At 66.0% G+C, this 15,994-nt stretch carries 17 protein-coding genes; 3 read left to right on the plus strand and 14 right to left on the minus strand.

What is annotated here, in order from left to right; all coding sequences use genetic code 11:
• Positions 1-287: 287 nt before the first annotated feature.
• The 12 genes from D4Q52_RS21910 to coxB form a co-directional block, all read right to left on the minus strand.
• Complete coding sequence (locus tag D4Q52_RS21910) at positions 288-938, minus strand: hypothetical protein (protein ID WP_119858699.1); 651 nt, start codon at positions 936-938, stop codon at positions 288-290.
• 150 nt (positions 939-1,088) lie between these two features.
• Positions 1,089-1,676, minus strand: a complete 588-nt coding sequence (locus D4Q52_RS21915; RefSeq protein ID WP_119858700.1) for a GNAT family N-acetyltransferase — start codon at positions 1,674-1,676, stop codon at positions 1,089-1,091.
• Positions 1,677-1,733: 57 nt separating this feature from the next.
• The gene (locus tag D4Q52_RS21920; RefSeq protein WP_119858701.1) at positions 1,734-3,023 is read right to left on the minus strand and encodes a M16 family metallopeptidase; all 1,290 of its coding nucleotides are present in this window, start codon (positions 3,021-3,023) and stop codon (positions 1,734-1,736) included.
• Entirely contained in the window at positions 3,020-4,438 is a 1,419-nt protein-coding gene (gene thrC / locus D4Q52_RS21925) for a threonine synthase (RefSeq protein WP_119858745.1), read from the minus strand. The genes D4Q52_RS21920 and thrC overlap by 4 nt, the downstream gene beginning before the upstream one ends.
• A gap of 155 nt (positions 4,439-4,593) precedes the next feature.
• Positions 4,594-5,391 carry an SURF1 family protein gene (locus tag D4Q52_RS21930; RefSeq protein ID WP_119858702.1) on the minus strand — a complete coding sequence of 266 codons (798 nt, stop codon included), beginning with the start codon at positions 5,389-5,391 and terminating at the stop codon, positions 4,594-4,596.
• On the minus strand, positions 5,388-5,783 hold the full coding sequence (locus D4Q52_RS21935) for a DUF983 domain-containing protein (RefSeq protein ID WP_119858703.1): 396 nt from the start codon (positions 5,781-5,783) through the stop codon (positions 5,388-5,390). Before D4Q52_RS21935 ends, D4Q52_RS21930 begins: the two co-directional genes overlap by 4 nt.
• Before the next feature lie 170 nt (positions 5,784-5,953).
• On the minus strand, positions 5,954-6,808 hold the full coding sequence (locus D4Q52_RS21940) for a cytochrome c oxidase subunit 3 (RefSeq protein WP_119858704.1): 855 nt from the start codon (positions 6,806-6,808) through the stop codon (positions 5,954-5,956).
• Between the two features lie 69 nt (positions 6,809-6,877).
• Positions 6,878-7,501, minus strand: a complete 624-nt coding sequence (locus tag D4Q52_RS21945; RefSeq protein ID WP_119858705.1) for a cytochrome c oxidase assembly protein — start codon at positions 7,499-7,501, stop codon at positions 6,878-6,880.
• Positions 7,502-7,510: 9 nt separating this feature from the next.
• Entirely contained in the window at positions 7,511-7,672 is a 162-nt protein-coding gene (locus tag D4Q52_RS21950; protein ID WP_119858706.1) for a CoxF protein, read from the minus strand.
• Between the two features lie 12 nt (positions 7,673-7,684).
• Positions 7,685-8,626, minus strand: a complete 942-nt coding sequence (locus D4Q52_RS21955; RefSeq protein WP_119858707.1) for a heme o synthase — start codon at positions 8,624-8,626, stop codon at positions 7,685-7,687.
• A 73-nt stretch (positions 8,627-8,699) separates the two neighbouring features.
• Positions 8,700-10,325 (minus strand): cytochrome c oxidase subunit I, encoded by a 1,626-nt coding sequence (gene ctaD, locus D4Q52_RS21960; RefSeq protein ID WP_119858708.1) that lies wholly within the window; start codon positions 10,323-10,325, stop codon positions 8,700-8,702.
• A 70-nt stretch (positions 10,326-10,395) separates the two neighbouring features.
• Positions 10,396-11,256 (minus strand): cytochrome c oxidase subunit II, encoded by an 861-nt coding sequence (gene coxB / locus D4Q52_RS21965; RefSeq protein WP_119858709.1) that lies wholly within the window; start codon positions 11,254-11,256, stop codon positions 10,396-10,398.
• A gap of 422 nt (positions 11,257-11,678) precedes the next feature.
• Between coxB and D4Q52_RS21970 the strand changes: the two genes are divergently transcribed.
• Positions 11,679-12,215 (plus strand): invasion associated locus B family protein, encoded by a 537-nt coding sequence (locus D4Q52_RS21970; RefSeq protein WP_234831287.1) that lies wholly within the window; start codon positions 11,679-11,681, stop codon positions 12,213-12,215.
• A 258-nt stretch (positions 12,216-12,473) separates the two neighbouring features.
• Here the strand turns inward: D4Q52_RS21970 and D4Q52_RS21975 are convergent, their stop codons facing one another.
• Positions 12,474-12,899, minus strand: coding sequence for an organic hydroperoxide resistance protein (locus D4Q52_RS21975; RefSeq protein WP_119858711.1), 426 nt, complete (start codon positions 12,897-12,899; stop codon positions 12,474-12,476).
• Between the two features lie 113 nt (positions 12,900-13,012).
• Positions 13,013-13,480, minus strand: a complete 468-nt coding sequence (locus tag D4Q52_RS21980) for a MarR family winged helix-turn-helix transcriptional regulator (protein WP_119858712.1) — start codon at positions 13,478-13,480, stop codon at positions 13,013-13,015.
• A 291-nt stretch (positions 13,481-13,771) separates the two neighbouring features.
• On the opposite strand from D4Q52_RS21980, the gene tldD reads away from it, so the two are divergent.
• Both tldD and lepB read left to right on the plus strand, forming a co-directional pair.
• Positions 13,772-15,199 carry a metalloprotease TldD gene (gene tldD / locus D4Q52_RS21985; RefSeq protein WP_119858713.1) on the plus strand — a complete coding sequence of 476 codons (1,428 nt, stop codon included), beginning with the start codon at positions 13,772-13,774 and terminating at the stop codon, positions 15,197-15,199.
• Positions 15,196-15,966 (plus strand): signal peptidase I, encoded by a 771-nt coding sequence (lepB, locus tag D4Q52_RS21990; protein WP_119858714.1) that lies wholly within the window; start codon positions 15,196-15,198, stop codon positions 15,964-15,966. The genes tldD and lepB overlap by 4 nt, the downstream gene beginning before the upstream one ends.
• Positions 15,967-15,994: the final 28 nt, after the last annotated feature.

A 15,994-nucleotide genomic window follows, 5' to 3' on the forward strand; every position in this document is an offset into this window, starting at 1 on the left:
CCCCCCCCCCCCCCCCCCCCCCCCCCCCCCCGCGGCGGGGGGGGGCCCCCCCCCCCCCCCCCGCGCCGGGCGCGGGGGGGGGGGGGGCCCCCCGAGCCGCGGGCATTGCGGATGAACTCTTCGCCACCCCACCCCGCTCGCTGCGCGAGCGACCCTCCCCCTCCAGGGGAGGGTGAAGAAAACCGCTTCGGCATGACCATCTAACTCACAGCCCGCGTCGCCCTCACCCCGGCCCTCTCCCGCAAGAGGGAGAAGGGGCGCGCTGCGGGTGGGGCAGCGTCGTGCGACTACTTCTTGCGGCGGCTTTTCGGTTCGGGCTTCAGCGCCTGCGGGTCGAAGCCGATGTAGAACACGTAGGCGTCGTTGACGTCGGCGGAGGGTGCCGGATAGACGACGTCTTCGGTGACCAGGCTGAACGGGACGCTGCCGTCGCTGCCCATGTTGACAGCGGTGCGGTAGGCCTTGGTGAACACGGTCTTGGGCGAGACGCCGTCCTGCACCACGGCGACGCGGATCGGGACTTCGACCGTGCCGGGCGCGCCGGCCGGGCCGGCGATGACGCGGCCCTGAATGCCGATATGCGCCGTGATCATTCCGCTGTTGAGATTGCATTCGCGCGCGGTGCGACCGATCACCACCTGATAGCGCAGGTCGTTGCCGGCGGCCTCTTTGCCCGGCAGCCCGATCGCATACGTCGCCGCACCGGCCCGGATGGTGACCGGCGGACAGGTCAGGTCGCTTTCGGCGATCGGACCGTTGGAGATGGTGGGCGCCGGCTCGGACGCACCGCCGCCGAACAGGCTCTTGAAGCGGTCGGTGAAGGATTGCGACCACGCCGGCGTCGCCAGCATGGCGCCGCAGACCGCGGCGCCGGCCGCCAGCCACACGGCGCGCCGCGTCCCGCGGCCCGCCGACGCTCGTTTCACATCATGTCTCATCACTCTACCCGGGCTGTGAAGGTCCACACTGCCGCTGTACGGCGCCGCGACGCGCGCCGATCCGAAAGGCAGCCGCGCGCGGCGTTATAGCAAAGCAATGCCGGCGATCCAAAGGCGGCAATGTCGCGAACCGCACCGTTGCGGCGCAGCTCAGCCGCGAAAGTCCTCGTGCAGCAGGCCGTACAGCAGGTGGTCCTGCCAGACCCCGTTGATGCACAGATAGCGCCGCGCCAGGCCCTCGCGGGTAAAGCCGCATTTTTCCAGCACGCGGATCGACGGCGCATTGGTCGGGATGCAGGCGGCCTCGACGCGGTGCAGATTGAGTTCGCCGAACAGCGTCGGCAGCAGCACCCGCAGCGCCGCCGTCATGATGCCGCGGCCCGCATAGGGCTCGCCCATCCAATAGCCGATGGTACCGGCCTGGACGATGCCGCGGCGGACATTGGCCAGCGTGATGCCGCCGAGCATTTCGCCGCTGCTCTCGATGAACACCAGAAACGGATAGGACCGGTCGGCCGCGATGTCCTCGGCATAGCGCCGCAGCCGGCGGCGGAAGCCGGAGCGGGTCAAATCGTCGGACGGCCAGATCGGCTCCCATGGCGTGAGATAGGTCCGGCTGCGCTCGCGCAGCTCGGCCCATTGCACGTAGTCGGCCATCTGCGGCGAGCGGAGCAGCAGCCCGTTGCCACGCGGCGCGAGCGCGGCGGGGCCGGCGGACGGAATTCGAAACAGCGCCATGTCGACACTCCGATCCGCGCTGGCGGGGCGCTCAGCCGCCGCGCAGCGTGCGCGGCGTCAATGATACGACGTCTTGGCCTTGGATTGTGTCAATCCTTCCGCAAAACCGACCGCGCTGTCCAGACCTCTGCCGCCGCCGAGCGCCACCACGGCGGGCTGGCCGCGCGACATCAACTGCCGGGCGGCCGCACGGGTGCTGTCGATGCTGACCGCGTCGATCCGGGCCACCAGCTCGTCGACCGGCAGTGGCCTTCCGTACGCCAGAATATGCCGGGCAAGCTGTTCGGCGCGCGAGCTGCAGCTTTCCAGCGCCATCAACAGGCCGGCCTTCATCTGCGCCTTGGCGCGGGCGATCTCGGCGTCGGTCAGGGTCTCCACCGCGTCGTTGATGACGTCGACGATGACTTCCATCATCTCCGGCGCATCGTCCGGATCTGTGCCGGTGTAGAGGCCGAAGAAGCCGGTGTCCGCATAGGGGGCGTGGAAGGTGTAGATCGAGTAGCACAGGCCGCGCTTCTCGCGGACCTCCTGGAACAGCCGCGACGACATTCCGCCGCCGAGGATGTTGGTGAACACCTGCAGGCTGAACAGCGATTCGTCGCGCTGCGGCAGGCCTTCCAGCGCCAGCGTCAGATGCGCCTGCTCGAGATCGCGCCGCACCACGCGCGAGCCGCCGGCACCGAACATCGCCGGCTGCGGCTTCGGCGCCGGCGTGGCGTCGAAGCTGGCGAAGCGCTGCTGCACTTCCTCGACGACGCGCTGGTGATCGACCGCGCCAGCCGCCGACACCACCATGTCGGGGCCGCGATAATGCGTCGACAAATAATTCTGCAGCTTGTCGCGGTTGAAGCCCTTCAGCGTCTTGGCGGTGCCGAGCAGCGAGCGGCCGATTGGCTGCTCCGGGTAGCAGAGCTCGTTGAGATATTCGAACACGACGTCGTCTGGCGTGTCCTGTGCGGCGCCGATCTCCTGCACGATCACGCTCTTCTCGCGCTCGAGCTCCTCGGCCTCGAACGACGGATGGGCCAGGATATCGCTCAGCACGTCGAGCGCCAGCGGCACGTCGGCCTTCATCACCCGCGCATAGTAGGCGGTGGTTTCGGTCGAGGTCGCGGCGTTGAGATCGCCGCCGACCGCCTCGATCTCCTCGGCGATCTCGCGCGACGTCCGCCGCGTGGTGCCCTTGAAGGCCATATGCTCGAGGAGGTGCGAAATACCATGTTCGTCCGGCTTCTCGTCGCGGCCGCCGACGCCGGTCCAGACGCCGAGCGCGGCGGTTTCGAGATGCGGCATAGTGTCGGTGACGACGGTCAGGCCAGAGGGAAGCTTGCTGACTTCGACCGTCATCCGAGAACTCCTTGCTGGGCCGCGCGACTGACTGACAGCACGTGGCGTTCGATCGCCGCCTGATCGCGCGGCATGATTTTAAAGGTTTCAGTCCGGCTCATCAGTCCGTCGAGCCAGGCCGGAAGCTCGGGCCGCATTCCGCAGGCGGCTTCCACCGCATCCGGGAATTTGGCCGCGTGCGCCGTGGACAGAACGATGTTGGGCACGGATGGGTCCGTGGTGTCGCGATCGGCGACCGCGAGCGCCACCGCGGTATGCGGATCGACCAGATCGCCGGCTTCGCGCCAGGCGGCGCGGATCGCCGATTCGGTCTCGGCTTCGTCGGCGCGGCCGGCGTCGAACTCGTCGCGCACCGCGGCCAGCAGCGCATCGGGCAGCACGAACCGGCCGGACTGGCCGAGCGAGCCCATCAGCGACCGGATCAGCGCCGTGTCGCGACCGGAGGCTTCGAACAGCAGCCGCTCGAAATTCGACGACACCTGGATGTCCATCGACGGCGAGGTGGTGGCGTGCACCTCGCGCACCTCGTAGATGCCGGTCTTCAGCGTGCGCGCCAGGATGTCGTTGATGTTGGCGGCGATTTTCAGCCGGCGCACCGGCAGGCCCATCTTCTTGGCGACGTAGCCGGCGAAGATATCGCCGAAATTGCCGGTCGGCACCGTGAAGTCGACCAGCCGGTTGGGGGCCCCGAGCGCGACCGCGCTGGTGAAGTAGTACACCACCTGCGCGACGATGCGGGCCCAGTTGATCGAATTGACGCCGGACAGCGCCACCTGATCGCGGAACTTGTGGTGGTTGAACAGGCCCTTCACGATCGCCTGGCAATCGTCGAAATGGCCCTCGATCGCCAGCGCATGGACGTTAGGCGCACCCGAGGTCGTCATCATCATGCGCTGCACGTCCGACACGCGGCCGTGCGGGAACAGCACGACGAGATCGACCGCTTCACGATTGGCAAAGGCATCGACCGCGGCGCCACCGGTGTCGCCCGAGGTCGCGACCACGATGGTGGTGCGCTGGCCGCGCTTCTGCAGCGCATGATCCATCAGCCGCGAGATCAGCTGCATCGCGACGTCCTTGAACGCCAGCGTCGGGCCATGGAACAGCTCGAGCACGAACTGGCTTGGCCCGCTCTGGCGCAGCGGCACCACCGCCGGATGGCGGAAGGTGGCGTAGGCTTCGTTGGCCATGCGGCCGAGCTCGGCGTCGGAAATCTCGCCGGCCACGAACGGCCGGATCACCTCGACGGCGACCTCCCAATACGGCCGGCCGAACAGGCTGGTGATCGTGTCCGGCGCTAGCTGCGGCCAGACTTCGGGCACATACAGGCCGCCGTCGCGGGCCAGCCCGGTCAGCATCACATCGCAGAAACCGAGGCGCGGGGCCTCGCCCCGGGTCGAAACATAGGTGGTCAAGGTGTCCTCCAAAGGCCTGGGTGCGACCAAGCCTTTGATATCGATTGGAATTACTCACGCGCGGGTGAAATCACCGGCACCATAAGGGTTTTGCCGCGCAGGGGAAACCGCTGTCGACGAAAAGACGTCGCCGCGGATCGGCCGATCGACGGGGGTTAGGCGATGCGCCGCGACGCGCGAGGTTGCGACGCCGCGGCGCCCCAGCGCTGGCCCAGCAGCCAGACCAGAAAGGCGATGCCGACGGCGGCCGCCAGCCCGAACCAGGTGATGGCGTATTGCAGATGCTGATCGCGCAGATGCACGCCGAGCGGCCCGGGCTTGGGCAGCCCGTTGGCCGGCACGGGGGATTCGAGATCGATGTAGAACGGCGCGACGTTGCCGCCCCAGCCGAGCAGCGCCGCCATCGCCGGAACGTCGCGGCTGAACCACAGCCGCTTGGCCGGATCGGGGCTGGGCGTAAACAGCCCGCCCCCCTCCGGAAAGCGCAGATAGCCGGTCATCGTCACCGTCTGGCCGCCGTGCAGCGGCTTGACGATGCGGTCCTGATAGGCTCGGTCCTGCATGGTGTTGGGCACGAAGCCGGCATTGATCGGAACCGTCGCGCCGTCCGGCAGCCGCGCCGGCAGGAACGCCCAGGTGCCGGGTCCGGCGACATCGTCACGGATCGCCGAGCCCGACGAGTACACCATGGCGTCCGGCAGCTCACCGTAAGTGGCCGTGAAGCTGACGCGGCGAAATTCGTCGGCGGCCGGCGTCAACGTCGTCCATTCGCCCGGCGGCGGCAGCGCGGCCGGCGCGGCGGCGAGGCGCTCGGTCAGAGCGGCGATCAGCGCGTGCTTGGCGGCGCGGCGCTGCAGCTGCCAGAACCCGAGCGACAGCAGCACCGCGACGATCAACAGCGCGATCAGGCTCATCCCGGCGATGCCGCGCCGGCGCGACGAGGTGCTGGTCATTTTGGTTCGCGCCCGACCAGGCGGCCTTCCTGCGCCTTATGGTGGAATTGCAGCGCGATCAGCAACGCTTTCATCGAGCGCAGCGGCAGCAGCGTGGTGGCGAGCACCAGCGGAATCCATAGCGCCGCATGCAGCCAGAACGGCGGCTGATACTTCACCTCGACGATCAGCGCGCAGCCGACCACGATAGCACCACCGAGCAAAATCATGAATACCGCCGCGCCGTCACCGACATCGATGAATGCGTAGTCGAGGCCGCAGGACTCGCAGCGCGGCGCAAGCGTGAGAAAGCCCGCATAGAGTTTGCCTTCACCGCACCGCGGGCAGCGGCAGGCGACGCCGCGCAGCGCGGATTGCGGGACGGTGGGAGACGGCTTCTCCGCGGGCGTCATTGCGAGCCGAAAGCGAAGCAATCCAGAACCCAGTGCACGGGGCTCTTGGATTGCTTCGTCGCTTCGCTCCTGGCAATGACGGACTTTTCCTGGCGCATCGTTAGTCAGCCTCGAAAGCAAAGGGCGGCCGCATGGGCCGCCCTTCTTTAACACAAACCGGAAGCCGATCCTCAGCCGCCGTGCGCCATGGTCGAGGCGCCGTGGCCCCAGACGTAGATGCAGACGAACAGGAACAGCCAGACCACGTCGACGAAGTGCCAATACCAGGCGGCGAATTCGAAGCCGAGGTGATGGGTCGGCGTGAAGTGGCCCTTGTAGACGCGGATCAGGCAGACCAGCAGGAAGATGGTGCCGACCAGCACGTGGAAGCCGTGGAAGCCGGTCGCCATGAAGAAGGTCGCGCCGTAGATGTTGCCGGCGAACGAGAACGCGGCGTGGCTGTACTCGTAGGCCTGCACGAAGCTGAAGGCGGCGCCGAGCAGCACGGTCAGGATCAGCGCCTTCTTCACGGCGGCGCGATCGTTGTGCAGCAGCGCGTGGTGCGCCCAGGTCACCGTGGTGCCCGAGGTCAGCAGGATCAGCGTGTTGAGCAGCGGCAGGTGCCAGGGATCGAATGTCTCGATGCCCTTGGGCGGCCAGACGCCGCCGAACAGCGCATCGCGGGTGGCGTGCACCGGATCGCCCGGAAACAGCGCCGAATTGAAATAGGCCCAGAACCAGGCGACGAAGAACATCACCTCCGAGGCAATGAATAGGATCATGCCGTAGCGGTGGCTGATCTGCACCACGCGGGTGTGGTCACCCTTGAACTCGGCCTCGCGGATCACGTCGCTCCACCAGCTCGCCATGGTGTAGAGCACGCCGATGACGCCGACGCCGAACACGATCGGAGCGCCCTGGAACATGTGATGCATCCAGGCGACCGCGCCGAGCGCCATGATGAAGGCGGCGACGGAGCCGACAAACGGCCACGGGCTGGGATCGACGAGGTGGTAGTCGTGATGTTTGGTGTGCGCCGTGGCCATGTTCGTGCTCTCCGTTGCAGTGCCGGGGCGGTCGCCCTGCCCGCCCGGCGTCGTCAGCGTTTCCGTTTGTTATAGATTGCCTTTGCGCGCCCCGGCCTCGCTCGAAGCCACCGGTTTCGGCGCCGGATCGCGCATCGGATAGAAGGTGTAGGACAGCGTGATGTTGTTGACGGTGTCGTTCTCGCTGTCGGCCGCGAAGGCCGGATCGACGTAGAACACCACCGGCATCTCGCGGGTCTCGCCGGCCGCCAGCGTCTGCTCGGTGAAGCAGAAGCAGTTGATCTTGGTGAAGTAGGAGCCCACCGTCAGCGGCGTGACGTTGTAGGCCGCCTGCCCGGTGGTCTCGTGCTTCGCGGTGCTGGTAACGGTGTAGTACACGGTGACCACCTTGCCGATCGGCACCTCGACCTCGCGCTGCTCGGGCTCGAACTTCCACGGCAGCCCGTTGATGTTGGAATCGAAACGCACCGTCACGGTGCGGGCCAGCGGATCGGAGGTCGGCGCGGCGCCGACCTGGGTGGTGCCGTTGAAGCCGGTCGTCCGACAGAACCAGTTGTAGAACGGCACGGCCGCGAACGAGGCGCCGACCATCAGCGCCACCACCAGCCCGCAGATCGACGCGACCATCGCGTCACGGCCGAAACCGCGGCGGGGAGCCGGCTGCGGCGCGGGACTGGGCGGGACCTGGGGCATCGCTCTCTCCTACATCGGCCGGTGCAGCACGATCGGACCCTTGACCATGGTCACGGCGAAGAACAACGCCACCAGGACGACGAGCGCGAGGGCGATCGCGATCGAGCGCTCACGCTGGCGCTTCTTCTGCGCTTCGGTGAGCACCACGCCCGGCCTCCTCTGCGGCTCCATCCGGCGGCCTCCTCAGGCGAACAGCGACCAAATGGCCTTCGCGGCGACCTCGACCAGCAGGATCGAGAACAGTGCGAACAGATACAGGATCGAGAACTTGAACAGATTGCGCGAGGCGCGCAGCGCCGCGCTGCCGGTGCGGTGGCGATACACCCGCACCGCCAGGACCAGCATCCAGCCGCCGAGCGCGAGCGACGCCAGGCCGTAGACGGCGTCGAAATAGCCGAGCGGCCACGGCGCGGCCGCAACCGCGACCAGCACGATGGTGTAGAGCAGGATCTGCAGCCGCGTGTGATCAGGTCCAGCGACGACCGGCAGCATCGGCACTCCGGCGCGCGCGTAGTCGTCGTTGCGGAACAGCGCCAGCGCCCAGAAATGCGGCGGCGTCCAGAAGAAGATGATGGCGAACAGCAGCAGCGGCTCGACCGCCAGCGACCCGGTCACCGCGGCCCACGCCACCACCGGCGGCAGCGCGCCGGCGGCGCCGCCGATCACGATGTTCTGCGCGGTCGAGCGCTTCAGCCACATCGTGTAGATCACGACGTAAAAGAAAATGGTGAAGGCGAGCAGCCCGGCCGACACCCAGTTCACCAGGATGCCGAGCGTCAGCACCGAGAAGAACGCCAGGATCAGGCCGAACGCCAGCGCTTCAGGCTTCGTCACGCGGCCGCGCGGAATCGGGCGGTTGGCGGTGCGCGTCATCTTGCTGTCGATGTCGTCCTCGTACCACATGTTCAGCGCGCCGGAGGCGCCGCCGCCGACCGCGATGCACAGGATGGCGGTGATCGCCAGCACCGGATGAAAGCTGCCCGGCGCCATCAGCAGGCCGACCAGCGCCGTGAACACGACCAGCGACATGACGCGCGGCTTGAGCAGCGCGAGATAATCGCGGACGCCCGCCTCGGAGATGCGGGGAGCAGCGAGTTCGACCTGATTGGTGTCGATGACCGACAATTCGTGACCTCTTGGGCTTTAGACCGCATCCGCCAAGGTCAAGCCGTGGCGGATGCTCGTTGATATCGGTGCCTCAGCGAACCTGCGGCAGCACCTCGAACTGATGGAACGGCGGCGGCGACGACAGCGTCCATTCCAGCGTGGTGGCGCCGACGCCCCACGGATTGTCCGCCGCCTTCTCCTTCTTGATGAAGGCGAGCGCGACGCCGTAGAGGAAGATCAGCACCGCAAAGCCGGAGATATAGGAGCCGATCGACGACACCAGGTTCCAGCCCGCAAAGGCGTCCGGATAGTCGACATAGCGGCGCGGCATGCCCGACAAGCCGAGGAAGTGCTGCGGGAAGAACACAAGGTTGACGCCGATGAACGTCGTCCAGAAGTGCAGCTTGCCGATCGTCTCCGAATACATGTAGCCGAACATCTTCGGGAACCAGTAGTACCAGCCGGCAAAGATGCCGAACACGGCGCCGAGCGACAGCACGTAATGGAAGTGCGCGACGACGTAATAGGTGTCCTGCAGCACGCGGTCGACGCCGGCATTGGCCAGCACCACGCCGGTGACGCCGCCGACCGTGAACAGGAAGATGAAGCCGACGGCCCACAGCATCGGCGTCTTGAACTCGATCGAGCCGCCCCACATCGTGGCAATCCAGGAGAAGATCTTCACGCCGGTCGGCACCGCGATCACCATCGTGGCGGCGACGAAATAGGCCTGCGTCGCGCTCGACATGCCGACCGTGTACATGTGGTGCGCCCAGACGACGAAGCCGATCACGCCGATCGCCACCATGGCGTAGGCCATGCCGAGATAGCCGAACACCGGCTTCTTCGAGAAGGTCGAGACGATCTGGCTGATCATGCCGAACGCCGGCAAAATCAAGATGTACACTTCGGGGTGACCGAAGAACCAGAACAGATGCTGGAACAGCAGCGGATCGCCGCCGCCTTCGGCCGAGAAGAAGGTGGTGCCGAAGTTGCGGTCGGTGAGCAGCATGGTGATGGCACCGGCCAGCACCGGCAGCGACAGCAGCAGCAGGAACACGGTGACCAGGATCGACCACACGAACAGCGGCATCTTGTGCAGCGTCATGCCGGGTGCGCGCATGTTGAAGATCGTGGTGATGAAGTTGATCGCCCCCATGATCGACGACGCGCCGGCGAGATGCAGTGCCAGAATGGCGAAGTCGACCGCGGGCCCGGGATGGCCTGACGTCGACAGCGGCGCGTACATCGTCCAGCCGGCACCGACGCCGTTCGACGACGGCTCGCCTTCCACGAAGGTCGAGATCAGCAGCAGCGCGAACGCCGCCGGCAGCAGCCAGAACGAGATGTTGTTCATGCGCGGGAACGCCATGTCGGGCGCCCCGATCATCAGTGGCACGAACCAGTTGCCGAACCCGCCGATCATCGCCGGCATCACCATGAAGAAGATCATGATCAGGCCGTGCGAGGTCACGAAGACGTTGTAGGTGTGATACTCGTGGAACAGCTGCACGCCCGGATACATCAGCTCGATGCGGATCGCGATCGACAGCGCGCCGCCGATGATCCCCGCGATGATCGCGAAGATCAGATACATCGTGCCGATGTCCTTGTGGTTGGTCGAATAGACGTAGCGCCGCCACCCGGTCGGATGCGCGTGGGCATGATCGTCATGCGCATGATCGGAATGAGCAACCCGTGCAGCTTCCATCGCCATTTTCAAATCCTGACTTGAAACTTTCGAACCCTGCGGTCCCTGTTCGAACGTGCCGCGCGCGGCGATGCGATTACCGCGCGGCGGCGCCTGCCGAGGCGTAGGACGCGCCGGCCGTGGACGCAGTCTGCTGCTTCTTCCAAGCGTCGTATTCCTGATCGTTCACGACGCGGACGACGATCGGCATGAAGGCGTGGTCCTTGCCGCACAGTTCCGAGCATTGGCCGTAGAAGCGGCCTTCCTTGGTAGCCCTGAACCAGCTCTCGTTGAGCCGGCCCGGAATGGCGTCGATCTTGACGCCGAACGACGGGATCGCCCAGGAGTGGATCACGTCCGCCGCGGTGGTCTGGATCCGCACCACCTTGTTGACCGGCACCACCATTTCGTTGTCGACGCCGAGCAGCCGCGGCGGCTTCGGATTCATCTTGGCGCGCTCGTCTTCACTCAGCATGATCGAGGTGAACTCGATCTTGTCGTCGGGATACTGGTAGCTCCAGTTCCATTGGTTGCCGGTCGCCTTGATGGTGACGTCGGCCTTCGGCACGTCGAGCTGAAAGAACAGCAGCCGGAACGAGGGCACCGCGACCGCCACCAGGATCAGCACCGGAATGATCGTCCACGCCACTTCGATCAGCGTGTTGTGGGTCGTCTTCGACGGAACCGGGTTGCTCTTGGCGTTGAACTTCACCACCACGATCACCAGCAGCGCCAGCACGAACAACGTAATCGCGGTGATCAACCACAGCAGAAAGCTATGAAACCAGACGATGTTCTCCATCACCGGGCTGGCCGCGGCTTGCAGCTGCATCTCCCAGGGCGATGGCTGCCCCTCACCCGCTAGCGCCGCTCCGCCGGGCCCGATCAGGGCTCCCATTGCGCCGATCATCGCAGCGCCAAGCAAACGCCGATCGTATCGGCCCTTCGACATTGTCATGCCGCCGTCGCTCCCCTACGTATTTTGCGGGCTAACCAACTTGCGCCGAATGCCCCTTATGGCATCCACGGGGACGATTGTTCGTCTCCCTAAGAATGCTTCTTATTCTGTCTTTCAAATCACAATTCGCCAGTACCCGCAATGCAGTATTGTACGTTCGGTGGGGCCTCTCGGATGTTTGTCCGGCGCCGATAAATCCATGATACCTCTCGGCATATTGCCGGTGCTCTAGTATTGTGAACCACGCTTGACAGCGCCACATGTCGATGTAGGCACAAACACGCGCAGGCACGGGAGCCTGATTCGCCCGCGGAACGGCACCGCCTTGATGGTGCCGTCATTCCCGGTCAGTCGGAGCCCGCTCCACGCCATGTTTCTCTGACCTGAAAGCGACCCCGATGGGCCTTGCCGAACGTTTGCCGATGCTCGCTCTCCGCCGTCGCCTCGCGCGCGGGAGCGCGGCCCGGCTGGCCCTCACCGCCGCGCTGATCGGCGCGGCTCTGCTCGGGACTGCGGGTCATTCATACGCGCAGGGCGCCGTGCGCTCGGTGCATGGCGACTGGCAGATCCGCTGCGATACGCCGCCCGGCGCCAAGGCGGAGCAGTGCGCGCTGATCCAGAGCGTGGTGGCGGAAGACCGTTCCAATGCCGGCCTCACGGTCATCATCCTCAAGACCGCCGATCAGAAGAGCAAATTGATGCGCGTCGTGGCGCCGCTCGGCGTGCTGCTGCCGTCGGGCCTCGGGCTCAAGCTCGACAACGTCGACGTCGGCCGCGCCGGCTTCGTGCGCTGCCTGCCCAACGGCTGCGTTGCCGAGGTGGTGATGGACGACAAGCTGCTCGGACAGCTGCGCACCGCCAAGACCGCGACCTTCATCATCTTCGAGACCCCCGAAGAGGGCATCGGCTTCCCGCTCAGCCTCAACGGCCTCGGCGAAGGCTACGACAAGCTGCCGTAGGCTGCGGCGATCGACACATGTCAGTATGTGTTCGCCGCGCTCTCTATGAGGCGCAGCGCCTCCCCATGACGGCCGTCATGGCCAGGCTTGACCCGGCCATCCACGGCCACAAGCACAGCCTCGCATGAAATTGTGGATGCCCGGGCCTACGCCGCGCAGAGGCGGCTACGGCCGCGCAGGCGGGTCAAGCCCGGGCATGACGATCTTTGTGCGGAGACTGCCGAGACATCCAACCACCGCCTCAGGCGGCAGCGAACCTCACACCAGCGTCAGCGTCACGTCGATGTTGCCGCGCGTCGCGTTGGAATACGGGCAGACGATGTGGGCGCGGTCGACAAGGGTCTGCGCCTGGTCGAGGTCCATGCCGGGCAGGCTGATCTTGAGTTCGACCTCGATGCCGAAGCCGGTCGGGATCGGGCCGATGCCGACCGTGCCGGTGACGCTGACGTCCTTCGGGATCGGCAGCTTGTCGCGCCCGGCGACGAACTTCATCGCGCCGAGGAAGCAAGCCGAATAGCCGACCGCGAACAGCTGCTCCGGATTGGTGCCGGCACCGCCACCACCGCCGAGTTCCTTCGGCGTGGTCAGCGCGACGTCGAGGTTGCCGTCGCTCGATACGCCGCGGCCGTCGCGGCCTCCGGTGGCGGTGGCAGTGGCCCGGTAGAGAACCTTTTCGACTGACATGGCGGTCTTCCTTCCTAGGGGGTTAAGTCAAAGTTGGCGATAAGATCGCGCCGATGAAGATCGCGCGCGATATCTTACACCGGCGTGTGCCGGGCATCCGGTTGGGCTCCTGCTTACGCGGCCTCGAACAGACGGCCCCGCACCTTGGTGAGTTTGTTGCGCAGGTCGACGATGTCTTCCAGCGAGCCGCCCATCGCGGCGCCGAGGCAATCGGGCACGTGCCTAAGTTGCTGGCGCAACGCGCGGCCCTCCTCGGTGAGGCTGACGATGACTTGCCGCTCGTCCTCGACCGACCGCTTCCGGCTAATCAGCCCCCGCGCCTCCAGCCGCTTCAGCAACGGCGTCAGCGTGGTGGTCTCGAGATAGAGCTGATCGCAGATCTCCGAGACGTTGACCCGATCCTTCTCCCACAGCACCAGCATCACCAGATACTGCGGATACGTCAGATCGAACTCGCGCAGCAGCGAGCGATACACCTTGTTGACGCCGAGCAGCGTCGAATACAGCGCGAAGCACAGCTGGTTCTCCAGCCTCTGCTTGTCTGAGCTGCGCGGCGGCCGGCTCGGCGATGTCGATTTCATGGATGAGGTTTAGATCGTGCGCGATATATTGGCAAGCGATCGATTAGGCCGGAAGCCTGACAATCGATCACGTCATTGCGAGGAGCGCAGCGACGAAGCAATCCAGGGACGCAGTGCCCGGAGCTGGATTGCTTCGCTCCGCTCGCAATGACGAAAAGCGCAAGCTACATGGACAAACCCTCATTTTGCTTCGAGCGGATCTGGGGTGATGATGCGTCGTCCCGCCAGCCTCTCGCACAAAGCCGGCGGAGCGCCTATCTTCCTCCCCGAACAACATCGGGAACACGCCTCATGACCAACCCAGCCCAGACCTCCCTGCTCGACCGCGCCAAGCTCGATCGCGACGCGGTGCGGCGTGAATTGACGCGAGGGCTCGCGGGAGCGGACGATGGCGAGCTGTTTCTCGAATACAGCCAGACCGAAGCACTCGCCTTCGACAACGGCCGGCTCAAGCAGGCGACCTACGACACCGCGCAGGGATTTGGCCTGCGCGCCGTGAAGGACGATGCGGTCGGCTATGCGCACTCCTCGGATGTGTCGCTGCCGGCGCTGATCCGCGCCGCCGATGCGGTGGCTGCGGTGCGCGGCGATTACAGCGGCACGCTGGCGGTGGCGCCGGCGCACACCAATGTGCGGCTGTATGGCGACGACAACCCGCTCGACGCGCCCGGCTTCGAAGCCAAGGTCAAGCTGCTCGCCGAGATCGACGCCTATATCCGCGACAAGGACCCGCGCGTCCGCCAGGTCTCGGTGTCGGTCGGCGCCACCTGGCAGGTGGTCGAGATCCTGCGGCCCGACGGCGAGAGCTATCGCGACATCCGCCCGCTGGTGCGGGTCAACGTTTCGGTCGTCGCCGGCCAGGGCGATCGGCAGGAGAGCGGCTCCAAGGGTTATGGCGGCCGCGAGCCCTATGCGCGCTTTATCGAGACCAAGGCCTGGCGCGACGCCGCCGACGGCGCGCTGCGCGAGGCGCTGGTCAATCTGGAATCCGTGCCGGCGCCAGCCGGTGAAATGGACGTCGTGCTCGGCCCAGGCTGGCCCGGCGTGATGCTGCACGAAGCCGTCGGTCATGGCCTCGAGGGCGACTTCAACCGCAAGAAGACGTCTGCGTTTGCAGGCCTGATGGGCCAGCAGGTCGCCGCCAAGGGCGTCACTGTGGTCGACGACGGCACCATCTCGGCGCGGCGCGGCTCGCTGTCGATCGACGACGAAGGTACGCCGACCAGCCGCACCGTACTGATCGAGGACGGCATCCTCACCGGCTACATGCAGGATCGCCAGAACGCCCGGCTGATGGGCATGAAGCCGACCGGCAACGGCCGCCGGCAGTCCTACGCCCATGTGCCGATGCCGCGCATGACCAACACCTACATGCTGGCCGGCCAGCACGATCCGGCCGAGATCCTCGCTTCGGTGAAGAACGGCATCTACGCGGTGAACTTCGGCGGCGGTCAGGTCGACATCACATCAGGCAAATACGTGTTCCAGTGCACCGAGGCCTACCGGATCGAAAACGGCAAGATCGGCGCGCCGCTGAAGGGCGCGATGCTGATCGGCAACGGTCCGACCGATTTGCACCGCATTTCCATGATCGGAAACGACATGCAGCTCGACGACGGCATCGGCACCTGCGGCAAGAACGGCCAGGGCGTGCCGGTGGGCGTCGGCCAACCGACGCTGCGGATGGATCGGATCACGGTCGGAGGCACCGGCGGATGAACGACAAGACGGGCGTGATCAGCGGGGCGGCGCGGCGCTGGGGCGCCCAGATCGGGCAATTGGCGGCGGTGGTCGCGATCGTGCTGATCGGCAAGGGCGCGCTGGCCGAGCCGTTTTACGTGCCGTCCGGCTCGATGGAGCCGACGCTGCTGATCGGCGACGCACTGCTCGCCTCGAAATATCCCTATGGTTACTCCACCGCGTCGCTGCCGATCCATGTCGCGTTTCCCGAAACAGGCCGCGTGTTCAGCGCCACGCCGCATCGCGGCGATGTCGTGGTGTTTCGCTGGCCGGGCGACCGCTCGCAGGTCTGGGTCAAGCGCGTCATCGGCCTGCCCGGCGACAAGATCGAACTGACGGGCGGCGTCGTGCGCATCAACGGCGTCGCCGCCACGGTGAAGCCCGACGGTGTCGGCAAGGCCGAGGACGAAGACGGCGCATTCGAGACTGCCGCCAAGTACGTCGAGACGCTGCCGGACGGCGTGTCGCATCCGATCTTCAAGTTGTACGACAATGGCCGGCTCGACAACACGCCGGAAGTCACCGTACCGCCCGGACATTTGTTCGTGATGGGCGACAACCGCGACAACTCATCGGACAGCCGTGTCCCGGTGCGTCAGGGCGGCGTCGGCATGCTGCCGATGGACAATCTGGTCGGCCGCGTCGACGCCATCGTCGGCTCGTGGAATCCCGGCGTCCGCAAGGAGCCGTTGACCAACTGGATCTCCGGCTTCCGCGTCGCCCGGTTCTTCACCTCGGTGCATTGAGCGTAGGATGGGTTGAGCGCAGCGAAAC

Source organism: Rhodopseudomonas palustris (genome assembly GCF_003591005.1).
Lineage (GTDB): Bacteria > Pseudomonadota > Alphaproteobacteria > Rhizobiales > Xanthobacteraceae > Rhodopseudomonas > Rhodopseudomonas palustris_K.